Genomic DNA, 16,238 nt, shown 5'->3' on the forward strand with positions numbered 1-16,238 from the left:
TTCTGTTTTGAAGTTAAGCCGCCTGAGTGGCGGAGAGAAAGCCCCGAAGCCTTTCGGATTCGGGTAACGTAAAGATATCTTCCGGCGTGCCTTCTTCTTCGATCAGGCCTTGGTGCAGGAACACCACGTGGCTTGAGATGTCGGCGGCCATTTTCATGTCATGCGTCACGATGATCATCGTGCGCCCTTCAGCAGCCAAGTCCTTGATTACCTTAATTACTTCCTGTTCCAGCTCGGGATCCAGTGCCGATGTGGGCTCGTCGAACAACAGGGCCTCGGGTTCCATGCACAGACCGCGGGCGATGGCGGCACGTTGTTGTTGTCCGCCGGATAGCTGAGCGGGATAGACATCGCATTTGTCGCCGATGCCTACTTTCTCAAGGTATTTGCGGGCGCTGTCTTCAACCTCGACCTTGTCACGCCCCAGAACAGTGACCGGAGCTTCCATCACATTTTGGAGAATGGTCAAATGAGCCCAAAGGTTGAACTGCTGGAACACCATGGACAGGTTCGTGCGGATACGCAGAACCTGCTTGGGATCTGCTGGGCGGCGCCCATGGCTTTGACCGGTCCACTTGACCGGCTCACCCTTGAAAAGGATTTCGCCCTGTTGGCTGTCTTCCAGAAGGTTGCAGCACCGCAGAAGTGTCGACTTCCCCGAGCCGGACGACCCGATCAGCGAAACCACGTCACCGCGATGTGCCGTGATATCCACCCCCTTCAACACCTCTAGATTTCCGAAGCTTTTGTGAAGGTCTTTGATTTCGATGACGGGATCAGTTTCTGTCACGGGCAGTCCAGTGGTTGGTGGTGTTGGTCCGGTACTAGGGCCGAAAAAAAAGGTCAATGCAATGCGCAAATGACAGAATCAAGCGGAGAAACACCCAAATTGGTCAAAATCAGTCAACAATTTGGGCAGTCGTTGATCTGCCATCTTTGGGGGAAGGCGGAGTGGGAACAGCAAGATAGTGGGCTGCGGGAATGTCGATCAACCCGCGAATATGCAGCAATCGTTGATCATCGTCACAAAGCTGGTCAATTGCGGCCCGAACAGCGCCTGCAATGACCCGCGGATTCCGACCCATCGATGTGATGTAGGGAAGAGTCGGAGTCGGTGACGTCCTTGCCAGTTCGCGCAGTTTGGTCCCCAGATTGGTGTGCTGTTGCAGAATCAGCCACGTCAGTATGTCCAGCGCGGCAAAGTCGGCTTTGCCGTCTTCGACGGCTTGGGCGGACAGTGCATGCCCACCGGTTTCCAAAAGTTCGGCGGGGCTCAGGTTTGCATGGGACATGTGTGTAATCGGGGCCGCCCAGCCGGATTGGGACAAGCCTTCATTATACGCGAACACGCCGGTGCTCAGACCCGCCAGATCCCGGGCGTCGTCATGCCGGGCCACAAAGACCGAGCAATAGTATCCGGGGGGGCACCCGGGCAGGCCATAATCCGGGGTGCCAACCAGTTGGACATCGCCATGCAATTGGGTTCGGTACGGCATGCCACAGGTTTGGGCTAGAACCAGGTTCGGGTCTCGCCAGACCTTCCACACATCTTTGTCGCGGGTAAGGTGTTCGGGGCCTGATTCCAGTTGGGCGCGAATCATTCCCCAGAACCGGTCATTGGCTGCTTGCAGGGCGGGCATGTCATACATGCCCAGCATTGCACTCACGACTTAGCAGCCTTTTGACGTGCCAAAGCGGAGTCCACATCACTGACGCCCAGAAGACTGACAACCAGACGCAGCAGCGAATCTTCCTCGCTTGTGCGGTGCCCATCGGCCAGAGCCACGGACCACAGCGCCTGAACGACCGCCAAGCGGTCTTCATAGGCAACCGCCTCTTTGATGGCTCGGGTAAAGCGGACGGTGTCCGGGGCTTCCGCCTCCAGATTTTCGGCACGTGCGCGCAGGGCAGCACTTTCGAACGGAGACAGGCCGAAACGTTGTGCCGAGATTCGGTCTATCCGAGCCATTTCGGTATCGGAATAGTCATTGTCGGACCGCGCCAGACGCACCAGCAGGGCCGTCAGGGCGAGGCGGGCGTCATCATCGACAAGCGGATCGGGCTGAGGCTGCGTGAGCCTGGAAAGAAATTCACTGAACATGTGTTAGATATAGCGAGCGCCTAACTCACATCCAAGCGACTTTGAACGCGTTCACGTGCGGCCTTACTGTCGTTGAAGCTCAAGCCCATGGCGACGCGGGCTTCTTCGACAATTTTCATTTCACCTTCGTCGGACGTTCCGTCGGCCAGAACGACTTCCCAAAGTGCATCCAGCGCGGCCAGACGCTCTTTCAAGTCCGTTGTTTCCCGGATCAGTTTACCGAATGTATCGGTTTCAGGCGCAGCCGCATGGAGCTTTTCGCACGTGGCGCGAACCTTGGCCGCTTCGATTGCATTATGCTGGTAGAGACGGGCCAGGATTTTGTCGATCAGGCTGATCTCTTCCAGCTTGTAATCCCGATCGGCCTGCGCCACACGCACCATGAGCGCGCCCAGAGCAAGTTCGGCATCCGGGTCCGGTAGATGTTCATGCTGAGGCGGTCTGAACGCCTGAAAGAACTTTTTCAACATGGCTACAAGTTATTCCATATTTTGTGGCAGGCCAAGCGTAGACTACTCGTCATAGCCCTGAATGATCACAAGATCGCCCATCGACACCGGGGCGCGCGAAGCTTTGGCTTTCTGGTATGCTTCGCTTTCGTAACAGGCAAGCGCATCTTCATAGCTGGGAAATTCTATTACAACGGTTCGCGCGCGCGCCGCTCCTTCCTTCACTTCACGTTTTCCACCCCGCGTCAGAAAGCGTGCACCATAAGCTGCAAAGGGTTCCGCATTTGCAGCGATGTATGTCTTGTATGTGTCCATGTCGTCCACATCGACATGTGCGACCCAACAGCCTTTCAACAGGCTTGCCTCCTGTTCAGTTTCAAAGGCAGGGTGATGAGAAATGCCGCCAATTGCAATCCTGCAACCTCAGGATGATCAGGTGCGGTAGTGGATAGCGGCGTGCGCCTGATCTGTTAACCATTTGATCATCTGGCGATAAGGAACCGGACCATAGCTGACGCGCGCAACCCCCAGTTCAGCCAGGCGTGGTGTGCCGGGGGTGCCGGGCAGGGCGATGATGTTGACGGGCAGATTTGACCTCTCGCACAGATGGCCGATCATCATCTCGTCTTTCAACCCCGGAGCAAAAAAACCGCTGGCCCCCGCTGCTTCATAGGCCGAAGCACGTGCAATGGCGTCGTCCAGCATGGCCTCATCATGTGTTTCTGCCGGAGACTTCAGGAAAATATCGGTTCTCGCGTTGACATAGGCAGCTATACCCGCGCTTTCGCAGGCCTCTCGCATGGCCTCGACGCGCTTGGCCTGAACCGCTGTATCGTACAGCCCGTCACCGCCGATGATCTGATCTTCGAAATTGAAACCAACCACGCCGCAATCCAGCGCACGCTTGACGTTTTGCGCGATACCTTGCGGGTCTTCGGCATACGCCCCTTCGAAATCCAGTGTCACCGGAAGATCAACCGCTGCAACGATGCGGCGCGCATTGTCCAAAGCGACCTCTAGCGGGATGTTCTGCCCATCGCCAAAACCTTGTGCCATGGCAACAGGTGCGCTGCCGGTAGCAATGGCTTGCGCGCCTGCATCACGCACCGCGCTGGCACTTCCAGCATCCCAGATGTTGAACAGAATGACGGGGTCGCCCTTTTTGTGAAGGCTGGTAAAGGTCTTCGCGCTTTGGGATTGATCGCTCATCGGGGCTCTCCTGTCGTGGTGTGATCAACAGTTAACCCCATGGGGGCAGACCGAGTAGAGGTTTTTTGCACTGGAACGTCACATTGAAGTGACCGAAACCGCATCGCTCAGACCATGATATGATGGTTTGAGCGATGCTGGCGTTTGGGCAAGCGATCGTAGGTGCTTCAGGCGTCGTTTGCCACACCGGATACGAATTTTGCGCTGAAGTTGGCTTCACCCAGGCGTTTCAGCAGGTTCAACTGTGTATCTAACCAGTCTTTGTGACCTTCTTCTTCCAACAAGATGCGTTCGAATAGGGTCCTTGATCCTACATCCCCGACCTCGGCGGCCTGCAGCGCGGCGTTGGTATAGAAGTCGACCGCCTCGGTTTCATCCTTCAGGTCCGCAGCGAACATGTCTTCCAGAGAAGCCGCAGCTGCAGGGCTTTTCTGGAACGCAAGTTCGGGTACGCCACCAAGGAACAGGATACGCTCAATGAACGCGTCGGAGTGGCCCAGTTCTTCCTGCATTTCAGCGCGCATTTTTTCCGCAAGGATATCAAGGCCCCAGTCCTCCAGCACATGGGCATGCAGCTGATACTGGTGCGCCGCCGTCAGCTCCATGTGAAGCGCTTGTTGAAGGTTGGTAATCGTTGTTGCGTTGCTCATCGGAAATCTCCTGAAACTCTGAACGGCATCGAACGTGTGAAGCAGAAATTCTGCTTACACACACAGTTAAGAGATCAGTCCACACAAAACAACGCGGGGTGACAGTCCGACACAGCCCGGTGTCAGACCAGGCGCGAAGTGTCTTTCGCAGCGCGTACAAAATCGCGGAAGAGGGGATGCGGGTCGAACGGTTTGGATTTCAATTCCGGATGGTACTGCACGCCGATGAACCATGGGTGATCCGACCATTCCACGATCTCTGGCAAGCGACCGTCCGGCGACATGCCCGAGAAATTGAGCCCCGCCTTTTCAAGCTGCTCACGGTACTTGATGTCCACCTCATAACGGTGACGGTGGCGCTCCTCGATCTGTGTGCCGCCATAAACCTCAGCGACTTTCGATCCCTCCGCCAGCACCGCGTTGTAGGCGCCCAGACGCATGGTGCCGCCCTTGTCGTCGCCGACCTTGCGTTCGACCTTGTGGTTGCCCTGCACCCATTCCTTCAGATGGTACACGACAGGCTCAAAACGCTTCTTGCCGGCTTCGTGGTCAAATTCCTCTGAACCCGCTTCCTTGATACCAGCGGCATTCCGGGCGGCTTCGATCACGGCCATCTGCATACCCAGGCAGATGCCCAGATAGGGGACCTGGTGTTCGCGCGCATATTGGGCTGCCTTGATTTTTCCTTCTGTGCCGCGCTCACCAAAGCCTCCGGGGACGAGGATGGCGTGGAAACCTTCAAGATATGGTGCGACGTCTTCGTTATCGAACACCTCGGCGTCGACCCACTCGACCTTGACCTTGACCCTGTTTGCCATGCCGCCATGAGTCAATGCCTCGGCAATCGACTTATAGGCATCTTCAAGCTGAGTATACTTGCCCACGATGGCAACTTTCACCTCGCCCTCGGCGTTGTGTATGCGGTCGCTGACATCTTCCCATTTGGCCAGATCGGGTTTGGGTGCAGGGCTGATCTGGAACGCGTCCAAAACGGCCTGATCCAGACCTTCGCGGTGATAGGCCAGAGGGGCGTCATAGATGGTGCTCAGATCCTGCGCTGCGATCACACTGTCGGGGCGCACATTACAGAACAGGGCAAGTTTTTCGCGTTCCTTGGTCGGGATCGGCCCTTCCGAGCGGCAGACAAGAATGTCAGGTGCCAGACCGATCGAGCGCAGTTCCTTAACCGAGTGCTGTGTCGGCTTGGTTTTCAGCTCACCGGAAGCCTTGATATAGGGCAGCAGTGTCAGGTGCATGAAAATGCACTGACCGCGCGGCTTGTCCTGACTGAACTGACGGATGGCTTCGAAGAACGGCAGGCCCTCGATATCACCCACGGTGCCGCCGATCTCACACAGCATGAAATCGACCTCGTCCTCGCCGATGGCGATGAAATCCTTGATCTCGTTGGTGACGTGCGGGATCACCTGGATGGTCTTGCCCAAGTAGTCGCCGCGGCGTTCCTTTTCGAGCACGTTGGAATAGATCCGGCCCGAACTGACCGAGTCGGTCTTGCGCGCGGCCACGCCGGTGAAACGTTCGTAATGGCCTAGATCCAGATCGGTTTCGGCCCCGTCGTCGGTGACGAAAACTTCACCATGTTCGAACGGCGACATTGTGCCGGGATCGACGTTCAAATAGGGGTCCAGCTTGCGCAGGCGTACCGAGTATCCTCGGGCCTGCAACAAGGCGCCCAACGCCGCCGAAGCCAGTCCCTTGCCCAAAGACGAAACCACACCACCGGTGATGAAAATAAAACGCGCCATGTTTTTCGGCTGCTCCCGTGAGACGTCAAAATCAGCTGCCCGACGGTTTACGAAAAACCGCTGCATCACGGGACTTCACGTATAAAGGATTCGCGCCCAAAGCGCAAGAGAACCGCAAGATGCTGTTGCAGTTCTCTTTTGAGTTTCTAAGTGTAGTGGCTTAGTCCGCTTGCGGGATCAGCGGTGCATTGTCGTCCTGTGCAGGCGGCAGAAGGTCATCCGCCGCCGGAACCGCCGGTGTGCTTTCCTCAGTCGAAGCCGGAGCCGGAACGCCCAAACGGTCGATCACCGAGCTGCCCGAAGACTTCTGAGCCGCCAGAATGGTCAACGTTATCGAGGTTACGATAAAGCAAGCGGCGAGGATCCAGGTCAGTTTGCCCAAAGCGGTCGCTGCTGCACGGCCTGTCATGGCACCACCGCCACCACCACCCATGCCAAGGCCACCGCCTTCGGACCGCTGCAACAGAACAACGGCAATCAGGCCCAGAGCCAAAAGAAGGTGGATAATGAGAACGACGTTTTCCATGGTGGTCCTGTACAGCGTGGCGTGTATCGCGTGGTACTTATGCAAGTTTGCCAGCGGGGGCAAGTCAGGAGTTCGCATCACCGCACGTGATGCATGATATCACGGTAAAGGGGCTGGACAGAACGCCGATGCGTGACGCAGGCTGCGGCCTATGCCACATGACGACCACGACCACCCGCACGCCCTTTTGCCGCCTGAACCCGCATTGCGTGTCAAAGCGCTTGAAACGATTCTGACCCGCAAAGGTCTGATCGATCCAGCGGCTCTGGATGAAATCATCGACACCTATCAGAACAAGATTGGCCCGCAGAACGGCGCGCGGGTTGTTGCCAAAGCCTGGAGCGACCCAGCTTTCAAGGCCGCTCTGTTGGAAGACGCCACCCCGGTGGTCGCGGATCTCGGCTATTATGGTCGCCAGGGCGAACACATGGTTGTTGTCGAAAACACGCCGGCCCGGCACAACATGGTCGTCTGCACCTTATGCAGTTGCTATCCTTGGCCTTTGCTGGGTATCCCGCCGGGCTGGTACAAATCTGATGCCTATCGAGCTCGTGCGGTGCGTGAGCCCCGCAAAGTACTGGCTGAATTCGGTGTCACCTTGGACGAGGGAACTTCCGTACGGGTCTGGGATTCGACCGCCGAGGTTCGCTACCTCGTTCTGCCGATGCGTCCCGAAGGCACAGATGGGATGAGTGAGGAGGAACTTGCTGCGCTTGTGACACGCGACAGTATGATCGGCACGGGCCTGCCGAAGGTCCTTTCATGACCCGCGTTCATGACATGGGAGGCCGGTTCGGAGATGGTCCGATAAGTCCCGAAGCCGAGAATGCACCGGTTTTTGCCGAAGACTGGAACGCACGGGCACTGGCAGTGACACTTGCATCCGGCTTTCTGGGGCAGTGGAACATCGACATATCTCGCCACGCACGCGAACGGCTGTCCCCGAAAGACTACACGCGGTTTTCGTACTATGAGAAGTGGATATCGGGCCTGGCTGACCTGCTGGTAGAACGCGGCGTTCTTACCTTGGCCGACCTGCGGGGCGATGGGAATGACGTACCGAGTCCACTGGCAGATAGGAGGCTGAAAGCGGAAGCTGTTTCTGCTGCTTTGGCCAAAGGTGGGCCGGCGGACAGGCCCTCGACGGTGTCGGTGCGGTTTTCTGTCGGGCAACAGGTTGTCACAAATCGCCCCGCAGCGAATCGGCTTGTAGATGGCGGCCATACGCGCCTGCCGATCTATGCGTCTGGTGCCAAGGGCCGAGTCCTGCGCCTGCACGGAACCCATGTCCTGCCTGATTCCAACGCTCACGGGCTGGGCGAAGCGCCTGAACCGATTTATGCCGTGGCATTCCCGGCATCGGAGCTTTGGGCCAACCCTGAACACCCCGATGACGAAGTCGTATTGGACCTCTGGCAAAGCTACCTGGAGCCGGCATGAGCGATTGCATCACCCACAGCGCACCCGATCCCGTCTTTGCCGAGCCCTGGCACGCTCAGGTATTCGCTGTCACCGTGGCGTTGAACGAGGCCGGTCGGTTCGAATGGCCCGACTGGGCCACCCGGTTCTCGAATACGTTGAAGCGCCACGGACTCTCTCGAGAACTGGATGGAGGTGACGATTACTTCAAAGCATGGCTGGAAACGCTTGAGGGGTTGTTGGCCGAGCAGGGCACTGCGCTGCAGCAGGATGTAAAACAGTTATGTCAATTCTGGGAAGAAGCATATCTGACGACACCTCATGGGCAACCGGTGCATTTGCGTTGATGTCGGGTAGGGGGCTCTGCCCCGCCGCCCGTTCCGAGAGACTCCCCCGGCTATTTTTTTGCCAGATGAAGCCGGGGATCCGCTTTTCATCTGGCTATAAATATCCCCGCCTGAGGCATCGCGCGTTCGCGCGATTTTCATCTGCGGCGAAATATCGGTTTCCCTGCCGTTTGCGCCCCGCTATATGAGCCGGGTTTGATAACTCAGCGCAAAAGGACCGGATATGGCCAACGTGGTTGTTGTCGGCGCCCAGTGGGGTGACGAAGGAAAAGGCAAGATCGTCGACTGGCTCAGCGAACGGGCGGACGTGATCGCGCGTTTTCAGGGCGGACATAACGCTGGTCACACGCTGGTGATCGATGGAGAAGTCTATAAACTGCATGCGCTGCCTTCCGGTGTCGTGCGCGGTGGCAAGCTGAGCGTCATCGGCAACGGCGTCGTGCTGGATCCCTGGCACTTGCTTAAGGAAATTGCGACCATCCGGGCGCAGGGTGTGGAGATCACCCCCGATACGTTGATGATTGCCGAGAACACCCCGCTGATCCTGCCGATTCACGGTGAGCTGGATCGGGCGCGTGAAGAAGCGGCAAGCAAAGGCACCAAAATCGGCACTACAGGTCGTGGGATTGGACCGGCTTATGAAGACAAGGTCGGGCGCCGTTCCGTGCGTGTCGCCGATCTGGCGGATGAAGCCACGCTCGAGGCACGGGTGGACCGCGCTTTGCAGCACCATGACCCGCTGCGCAAAGGTCTGGGAATCGAACTGGTCGACCGCGACGCGCTGATTGCCCAATTGAAAGAGATCGCGCAGAGCATTCTGCCTTTTGCTGCTCCGGTCTGGAAAGTTCTGAACGAAAAGCGCAAAGCCGGAAAACGCATCCTGTTCGAAGGGGCGCAAGGGGCGCTGCTGGACATCGATTTCGGCACCTATCCATTCGTGACCTCGTCCAACGTGATCGCAGGTCAGGCCGCGACAGGGGTCGGGATTGGACCGGGATCGATCGATTTTGTGCTGGGGATTGTAAAAGCCTACACCACCCGTGTCGGCGAAGGCCCATTCCCGACAGAACTTGAGGATGCGGATGGTCAGCGCCTGGGTGAACGTGGGCATGAATTCGGGACAACAACAGGTCGCAAACGCCGTTGCGGATGGTTCGACGCGTGCCTGGTCCGTCAGACCTGTGCGACCAGTGGCGTGAACGGTATCTCTTTGACAAAACTGGACGTTCTGGATGGGTTCGAAACTCTGAAGATCTGTACAGGGTATGAGCTAGACGGTGAACGCATGGACTATCTGCCGACAGCGGCTGACCAGCAGGCACGTTGCACACCGATCTACGAAGAAATGCCGGGTTGGAGCGAATCGACCGAAGGCGCGCGCAGCTGGGCTGATTTGCCGGCCAATGCGATCAAGTATGTGCGCCGGGTCGAAGAGCTGATCGAATGCCCTGTGGCCCTTCTGTCCACCAGCCCGGAGCGGGACGACACCATTCTGGTGACCGACCCGTTTGCTGATTGATGAAGAAAGAGAAGAAAACAGGTCTGAGTTACAAGGCGCGCCGGCGCTGGTCGTTGGTTGTTCTTGTGATCGGCCTACCACTTTACATTGTGGCGGTGGTGACGGTTTTGAACTGGCTGGAGCGCCCCCCGATATGGGTGGAACTTCTGGTCTATATCGTTCTGGGCATTCTTTGGGCCCTGCCGTTCAAGTTCGTTTTTCGCGGGGTTGGCAAAGAAGACCCGGATCAATCCTGAGCCTCGTTTGATGTGTGCACATGGTTGGGCCAGTTGAGCACTGCGCGTGCAAACGCGTGGTACTCGCCTGTGATTTCTTTGGCCATACTAAACGGTGTCGGCCACGGAGTGATCAGGGTAGCCTCGACCTGACCCGGTACAAGGGTCAGCTTGGCGTTGTGCTTGGCGGCCAAGCGCCGCATTTTTTGGTTTGCCGCAAGGCAAAGCATGTGAACTTCTCTGATCCCTCGATTTTGGGCGACCGTAATGAGGCGTGACAGCAATGCATCGCCGATGCCCCGATCCTGCCAGGCCTTCTCTACGGTAAAGGCTACTTCGGCAACGTGGTGTTTGTGGTCAGGTATCAGGCGCAATTCTCCTAGACCACGCAGGCAAGGATCCGGGAATGCTCCGAAAACGAATGCTGCATCAGCAAACATGTTGGAAAGGTAGTCTTGCAATCCCTGCGGCTGAACAGGCACTCCAAAGCGCGACAACAATATCTCTTCATCCAACTTGTTGAAATGGTGTTTAATTAAGGCCTGATCGCACCTCCGAAGTCGGCGGATTATGACATCTTGCATAGCGCTGCCCATGTCTGAAACGGATATCATGACGAAATTACTATCGTATGATCATACCATATTTCTGCACTGCAGCGTCACCCGTTGGGTGATATTATTGAAAAAATTACTCAGTTTCGGTATTTTTGGTTGTCGTCAAAAGAAAAAGGGCCGGTGGGGCAGCCGGCCCTGTTTGTCAACTGGTATGGCAGTTAGCCTACTGCGCGCTCATCATCAGGGCGGAAACCGATTAGGTTGGACGCAGCAAAACGGCCACCACCAGCTTTCTCGATTTTTCCGTCGCGCAACAGCTGTCCGAACGAACGCAGGCTTTCTTCGCGATTGAACTCATCCTGCTTCAAAGAGCGGACCTTGTTCATCAGTTGCGGGCGCGAGAATTGCTGCTGTCCTTCGATAAAGGACAGGTAGGCCGCAGCTGCTTCCAGCAGATCCTGAAGCGACTGTGCGCCCTGATCCTGTGCGAATTGCGCAAAACCGCCTTCTTCCGACTCGGTTTCTTCTGTCTGAGTGGTGACGCGACGCGGCATCACGGGGCCACTGGATTCGCTTTGATCGTCCACGCGCTGCTCGGCAACCAGCTTCAACGGGGCCGGAGTATCAGCTTCAGGGCGTATACTGGTCACGTTTACCTCGGGGCGGCGCGGGCTGACCGCTGACGCCAAGTCAACGCGGTACTCATCGACAGGCGAGGCGTCCGGAGTCGTTTGGTCATCACGGTCGGCCTCGGTTGCGGCAACGGCAGTACGAAGATGCGAGTAAGTTTCTCGCGCGTCGCTGCTGGAGGGATCCTCCATGTGTTCACCGGTTTTGGCCATCAGTCGCGAGATATCCTGATCAGGATCGGCGTCATCTGTCAGTTTCTGGCTGGAACGACCTGCCATGTCTTTTTCGATTTCCGAAATCTCAGACATCAGTCGATATTCGTCCTCTTCCGACAATACACCCTGCACACCCTGCGCCTGATCGTCCTGCGGCTCTTCACCTGGTTCTTCTTCGGACTCGATCGCCACGTCTTCAACGTTGAGGATGTTTGGAACATCTTCTTTGTCGAATTCCTCTTCGCTATCGTCTTCAAGATCCGAGAACAGGGGCTCTGCAGGAAGCTGTGCGGTTTCCGTTGTTTCTTCGAAATCCTCGTCCTGCAGGTGCTCGGGGGTCAGTGGCACTTGCTGTTCGGAAACGTTCTCGATACCCGGTTCTGCGGTTTCGATGCCCTGCATTTCTGCTGTTGCGGGCGCTTCATCGGCCTGTACGTCTTCTACATCGAGCGCTTGCAGATCCTCGATTTCCGCGGCCTCGGGCTCGGCAGGTTCTTCAAAGTCTTCCGAACTGAGAGCACCGGCTTCGAAAGCAGCTGCTACGGCGTCCACCGGCGGGGCGGTGTTGGCCAGCAACGAAGACTCCTCGTCTTCGGAATAGGCAGTAGGGGGGACGTCCGAATGGGAAACAACGGCTCGGATACGCTGCAGTTTCGCTGCGATGCTATCGGCTGCCGGAGAAGGGGTGTCTTCGACGGTTTCCGCGTCCGCGAAAGAGGTCTGTGCCGGGCTTGGTTGAGTATATTCGGGAGCGGGGGTTTTCATGATATCAATATCAGCCGTGTGCGGGGCCGGTGCGTCAGAAGCGATCGGTGCCGGGGCTTCGGTGCCTGATGAAGCACGCAGCAAAAGCCCGGATTCGTTTTGACTGGCTTCAACGCGTTGCGATGCATCGCGGCGTGCAATGCGGGTCAGCATTTCGGCGTCTGGTTGCGGAGGCTCCGAGCCGAAGTACCGATCATCCGCAGCGAGATCGCGGAAATATTCGGCAATGGCCTTCATCGTTTCAAAGGAATCGTCGAATCCTTCCAAAGTGCAGGAGAAGGTTCCATATGAAACGGTTAATACCTTGTTATTCTGTACCATCAGACGCACGTCCTTTACAAACTACAAGAGCCCACTTACCCGGAATCGGGAGCACACGGAGGCTCTGAACTTTATGCATGAACCTATCATTTTGTGGTCTTAATGTGTCCAAATCCGGGAAAAATGGCCAATCTTAGGAAAAATGAACCAATTGTACGCTCTGCTGATCCAATCGGGTTGTTTGGGGGCGGTTATGTTGGTTTCGACGACCTGAATTTGGTGCTGAACCGCGTCACTTCAGTCGTTGCAGCGGATGGTGGGGCGGCAGTTCTGACAGAATCAGGTCGGATTCCGGACGCGGTCATCGGGGATTTCGATTCGCTGGACAACGCGTCGAAAGCGAAAATCCCGTCTGACCGGCTTTTTGCCATTCGCGAGCAGGACAGCACCGATTTCGACAAGGCCTTGCGCAATGTGCAGGCTCCGCTGGTTTTGGGGGCCGGTTTTCTTGGCGGACGACTTGATCATCAGCTTGCAGTTCTGAGCATACTTGTCAGACGTCAGGACCAGGCCTGCATTTTGTTGGGCGAGCATGAGGTGGTTTTTCACGCGCCTCCCCGAATCCGGCTGCCGGTTTCGCCCGGAGATGTGGTTTCCCTGTTTTCAATGCGCTCGGTGACGGGGCGCAGCACCGGGCTGGAATGGCCCATCGACGGCCTGCGGTTTCATCCGGACGGGCAGGTGGGTACTTCCAATCGCGCGCTTTCGGATGTTGAATTGCAGATGGATGGACCAGGCCTTTTGGTCATGGCTCCCCGCACTGCACTCGATCCGCTCATGCAGGTGTTTCTGTCGGGACAGTGCGAGCGGTGGCCCGTTCGCGAAGAATAACGTACAAACCGGCGGCGACTGTGATCATGATGCCAACCGCTGCCGGCCCGTCCGGCAGGTCGCTGAAAATTACCCAGCCAATCAGGGTTGCCACCGGGATTTCCAGGTATTGCATCGGGGCCAGCGTGGCCGAAGGTGCATAGCGCAGTGACCATGTCATCAGCAGATGCGCGACGGTCCCCAGAACTCCAATCGCGATCAGCAACCAATACATGTCGGGGGCGGGCAAGGCGGCTGACAGGTCCCAGATACCAAGCGGTGTTCCGATCACAAGGACAGGAACCAGCACCACAGTTGCCAGGACGCCAGACACCGCCTGCAAGGAAATCGGATCAGTTTCCTTGGCGATCTGGCGCGTGACCAGCATGAACAACGCAAAAACCACGGCAACGATCAAAGGCAGCAGAGCAGGTGCGCCGACCTCGGAAAAGCTGGGCTGGATGACCAGAAGTGTGCCGATGAAACCGACGATGCAAGCCACAAGGCGCCGCGCGCCGACCTCTTCGCCCAGAACGTATCTGCCCAGCAGCAACATGATGAAAGGCATGACAAAGGCAATGGCGATGGCGTCAGCCAAAGGCAGGAACTGCAGCGCGCTGAACATCGCAGTTATGCCGATGATGTGCAGCAGCGTGCGGATGACTGTCAGGCGCAGAATCCGCCCGCGCATCCGCCAGGGCCGACCCGTCATCACCACAAGGGGGATGAGAATCAACGCTTGCACCGCGAAGCGGACAGCAACCAGCAGACCTAACGGAGTCGTCTCACCCAACAGCTTTGCCATCGCATCTCCCAAGGGTGCGAGCACGCAAAAACCTAACATCAAAAAGATGCCGAAGACGGGACGATCCTGAGTCATGAGCGCGACGCTATCTGCTTCGCGGCGCAGTTGAAAGGTCGAATGTCAGGCGTCCGGCAGGGGTTGAATTTTTGTGTAATCCGGCCCGGTGCAGGTGGGCAGACCGTCATCCAGGTGCAGCCAGCTCAGCTTTTCCTCATGAGACACGTGCAACGTGGGCTGTAACGCCTCTGGGGTCTCCAAAGTGGCTACATACAGGTGCATCATATCCGACATCTTGGCTGAACGGAATGAGATTGGGGTGCCGCAATGCGGGCAAAAACTGCGCTCGACACCGGGAGAAGAGTTGAAGCGTTTCGGCTCTTCTCCGATCCAGCGCCACTTTCCGTCACGAACTGCGAAATAGGTGGTCATCGGTGCAGCGCATTGGCGTCGGCAGCTGTCGCAATGACAGGTGACACAGGACAGGGCAGGAGTGTCAATCTCGTACTTGATGCTGCCGCACAGGCAATGTCCACGCATATCGACCCTCTCTTATTGCGGTCTCAGCAGTTTGGCACGTTCACGGCCAACCCGCCAAGTGAGGTTTCTTTGTACCTTTCGTGCATGTCATGACCGGTCTGACGCATGGTTTCGATCACTGCGTCCAGCGGCACGAAATGCTCACCGTCGCCGCGCAGGGCCAGCGATGCAGCAGACACCGCCTTGATGGCACCCAGTCCGTTCCGCTCGATACAGGGCACCTGAACCAGACCGGCGACGGGATCGCAGGTCATGCCCAGATGATGCTCCAATGCAATCTCGGCGGCGTTTTCAACCTGCTCGGGTGTGCCGCCCATAACGGCGCAAAGCCCGGCTGCCGCCATGGCAGATGCGCTGCCGACCTCGGCCTGACATCCCGCTTCGGCACCCGAGATCGAGGCGTTGTACTTGACCAGCCCGCCAATCGCGGCGGCGGTCAGCAGGAAGTCCTCGATATGGCTTTCCGAGGCCCCGGGCACGTGGTCCAGGTAATAGCGCAGCACCGCAGGCAGAACGCCCGCCGCCCCGTTGGTGGGCGCTGTAACAACTTGCCCACCGGCGGCGTTTTCTTCGTTGACCGCCATGGCGTAGACGCTCATCCAATCGTTGATCGTGTGCGGCGCGGTCAGGTTCATGCCGCGTTCGGCCATCAGCGCGTCATAGATACCCTTTGCCCTTCGGCGCACCTTCAGCCCGCCCGGCAGGATGCCGTCAGTCGTCAAACCGCGTTCGATACAGGCATTCATGACGTCCCACAGGCGGGCAGAGCCTTTGGCAAAACTGTCAGCACAGCCGCGCGCTATCTCATTGGCGCGCTTCATCTCGGCGATGCTGTTTCCACTGGATTTGGCCATATCCAGCATCTCCGCGGCAGACTTGAACGGGAACGGTACAGGCGCGCCTTCGTCGGTTGCCTTGCCCTCGGCCAGCTCTTCTTCGGTCAGGACAAAACCGCCACCGATGGAATAGAACACCTGACGCAGGATCACGTCCCCCTGCGCGTCTGTGGCCATCAGGATCATCCCGTTGGCGTGCCCCGGCAGGTTGGTGTCATAGTCGAAAACCAGGTCAGCTTTTGGGTCGAATTGAAGTGTCGGCAGGCCTTCGGGGGTAACTGTGTGTGTCTTGGCGATGTCCGCCAATACGGCCTCGGCCTTGCCGTTGTCGTAGGTGTCCGGAACAAAGCCGGCCAATCCCAGAATGGTCGCCCGGTCGGTTGCATGGCCAACGCCGGTAAAGGCGAGCGAGCCATGCAGCGAGCCCTTCAGACCTGCAAATTCAAATGGTGATGCACGCATCATGTCCAGAAAGCGAGCCGCCGCCACCATGGGGCCCATGGTGTGCGAGGAGGACGGGCCGATGCCCACTTTGAACATATCGAAGACAGAGAGGAACAT

General features: G+C 57.4%; 20 protein-coding genes. 6 read left to right on the top strand and 14 right to left on the bottom strand.

Going from position 1 to position 16,238, the window contains the following annotated elements:
- Nucleotides 1-13: 13 nt before the first annotated feature.
- The 9 genes from AC2FFA_RS00200 to secG all read right to left on the bottom strand — a co-directional run bounded on the left by AC2FFA_RS00200 (nt 14) and on the right by secG (nt 6,701).
- The gene (locus tag AC2FFA_RS00200; RefSeq protein ID WP_496849272.1) at nt 14-790 is read right to left on the bottom strand and encodes an ABC transporter ATP-binding protein; all 777 of its coding nucleotides are present in this window, start codon (nt 788-790) and stop codon (nt 14-16) included.
- Nucleotides 791-899: 109 nt separating this feature from the next.
- Nucleotides 900-1,658, bottom strand: coding sequence for a phosphate/phosphite/phosphonate ABC transporter substrate-binding protein (locus AC2FFA_RS00205; RefSeq protein ID WP_496849815.1), 759 nt, complete (start codon nt 1,656-1,658; stop codon nt 900-902).
- Nucleotides 1,659-1,663: 5 nt separating this feature from the next.
- Nucleotides 1,664-2,101, bottom strand: coding sequence for a tellurite resistance TerB family protein (locus AC2FFA_RS00210; RefSeq protein WP_117869396.1), 438 nt, complete (start codon nt 2,099-2,101; stop codon nt 1,664-1,666).
- A gap of 20 nt (nt 2,102-2,121) precedes the next feature.
- Nucleotides 2,122-2,571 (bottom strand): tellurite resistance TerB family protein, encoded by a 450-nt coding sequence (locus tag AC2FFA_RS00215; protein WP_117869395.1) that lies wholly within the window; start codon nt 2,569-2,571, stop codon nt 2,122-2,124.
- A gap of 42 nt (nt 2,572-2,613) precedes the next feature.
- Nucleotides 2,614-2,907 carry a DUF1330 domain-containing protein gene (locus AC2FFA_RS00220; protein ID WP_496849817.1) on the bottom strand — a complete coding sequence of 98 codons (294 nt, stop codon included), beginning with the start codon at nt 2,905-2,907 and terminating at the stop codon, nt 2,614-2,616.
- Nucleotides 2,908-2,982: 75 nt separating this feature from the next.
- Nucleotides 2,983-3,759, bottom strand: coding sequence for an isocitrate lyase/PEP mutase family protein (locus AC2FFA_RS00225; RefSeq protein WP_496849274.1), 777 nt, complete (start codon nt 3,757-3,759; stop codon nt 2,983-2,985).
- 167 nt (nt 3,760-3,926) lie between these two features.
- Nucleotides 3,927-4,409, bottom strand: coding sequence for a bacterioferritin (locus AC2FFA_RS00230; protein ID WP_117869392.1), 483 nt, complete (start codon nt 4,407-4,409; stop codon nt 3,927-3,929).
- 122 nt (nt 4,410-4,531) lie between these two features.
- On the bottom strand, nt 4,532-6,175 hold the full coding sequence (gene pyrG / locus AC2FFA_RS00235; protein WP_299895979.1) for a CTP synthase: 1,644 nt from the start codon (nt 6,173-6,175) through the stop codon (nt 4,532-4,534).
- Nucleotides 6,176-6,335: 160 nt separating this feature from the next.
- Nucleotides 6,336-6,701 (bottom strand): preprotein translocase subunit SecG, encoded by a 366-nt coding sequence (secG, locus tag AC2FFA_RS00240; RefSeq protein ID WP_117869391.1) that lies wholly within the window; start codon nt 6,699-6,701, stop codon nt 6,336-6,338.
- A 151-nt stretch (nt 6,702-6,852) separates the two neighbouring features.
- Between secG and nthA the strand changes: the two genes are divergently transcribed.
- The 5 genes from nthA to AC2FFA_RS00265 all read left to right on the top strand — a co-directional run bounded on the left by nthA (nt 6,853) and on the right by AC2FFA_RS00265 (nt 10,222).
- The gene (gene nthA, locus AC2FFA_RS00245; RefSeq protein ID WP_117869390.1) at nt 6,853-7,467 is read left to right on the top strand and encodes a nitrile hydratase subunit alpha; all 615 of its coding nucleotides are present in this window, start codon (nt 6,853-6,855) and stop codon (nt 7,465-7,467) included.
- Nucleotides 7,464-8,141, top strand: a complete 678-nt coding sequence (gene nthB / locus AC2FFA_RS00250) for a nitrile hydratase subunit beta (protein ID WP_496849277.1) — start codon at nt 7,464-7,466, stop codon at nt 8,139-8,141. Before nthA ends, nthB begins: the two co-directional genes overlap by 4 nt.
- On the top strand, nt 8,138-8,467 hold the full coding sequence (locus tag AC2FFA_RS00255; RefSeq protein ID WP_496849279.1) for a nitrile hydratase accessory protein: 330 nt from the start codon (nt 8,138-8,140) through the stop codon (nt 8,465-8,467). The genes nthB and AC2FFA_RS00255 overlap by 4 nt, the downstream gene beginning before the upstream one ends.
- 223 nt (nt 8,468-8,690) lie before the next feature.
- Nucleotides 8,691-9,986, top strand: coding sequence for an adenylosuccinate synthase (locus AC2FFA_RS00260; RefSeq protein ID WP_117869387.1), 1,296 nt, complete (start codon nt 8,691-8,693; stop codon nt 9,984-9,986).
- Complete coding sequence (locus tag AC2FFA_RS00265; RefSeq protein WP_496849281.1) at nt 9,986-10,222, top strand: DUF2842 domain-containing protein; 237 nt, start codon at nt 9,986-9,988, stop codon at nt 10,220-10,222. Before AC2FFA_RS00260 ends, AC2FFA_RS00265 begins: the two co-directional genes overlap by 1 nt.
- Here AC2FFA_RS00265 and AC2FFA_RS00270 read toward each other — a convergent pair.
- Together AC2FFA_RS00270 and AC2FFA_RS00275 are read right to left on the bottom strand one after the other, a co-directional pair.
- Nucleotides 10,213-10,815, bottom strand: coding sequence for a GNAT family N-acetyltransferase (locus AC2FFA_RS00270; RefSeq protein WP_496849282.1), 603 nt, complete (start codon nt 10,813-10,815; stop codon nt 10,213-10,215). The genes AC2FFA_RS00265 and AC2FFA_RS00270 overlap by 10 nt on opposite strands.
- 161 nt (nt 10,816-10,976) lie before the next feature.
- Nucleotides 10,977-12,689 (bottom strand): hypothetical protein, encoded by a 1,713-nt coding sequence (locus AC2FFA_RS00275; RefSeq protein ID WP_496849283.1) that lies wholly within the window; start codon nt 12,687-12,689, stop codon nt 10,977-10,979.
- A gap of 123 nt (nt 12,690-12,812) precedes the next feature.
- Here AC2FFA_RS00275 and AC2FFA_RS00280 point away from each other — a divergent pair, with 123 nt between their 5' ends.
- The gene (locus AC2FFA_RS00280; protein WP_496849284.1) at nt 12,813-13,520 is read left to right on the top strand and encodes a thiamine diphosphokinase; all 708 of its coding nucleotides are present in this window, start codon (nt 12,813-12,815) and stop codon (nt 13,518-13,520) included.
- Here the strand turns inward: AC2FFA_RS00280 and AC2FFA_RS00285 are convergent.
- From AC2FFA_RS00285 to AC2FFA_RS00295, 3 genes are read right to left on the bottom strand one after another with little or no spacing between them, the layout of a single operon-like run.
- A complete protein-coding gene (locus tag AC2FFA_RS00285) occupies nt 13,465-14,379 on the bottom strand; it encodes a DMT family transporter (RefSeq protein ID WP_117869382.1) in 915 nt (304 codons plus the stop codon). The two genes, AC2FFA_RS00280 and AC2FFA_RS00285, sit on opposite strands and share 56 nt — an antisense overlap.
- A gap of 45 nt (nt 14,380-14,424) precedes the next feature.
- Nucleotides 14,425-14,841, bottom strand: coding sequence for a GFA family protein (locus AC2FFA_RS00290; protein WP_496849286.1), 417 nt, complete (start codon nt 14,839-14,841; stop codon nt 14,425-14,427).
- 23 nt (nt 14,842-14,864) lie between these two features.
- Entirely contained in the window at nt 14,865-16,238 is a 1,374-nt protein-coding gene (locus AC2FFA_RS00295) for an L-serine ammonia-lyase (RefSeq protein ID WP_496849288.1), read from the bottom strand.

This window comes from Ruegeria sp. YTSB088 (assembly GCF_059609825.1).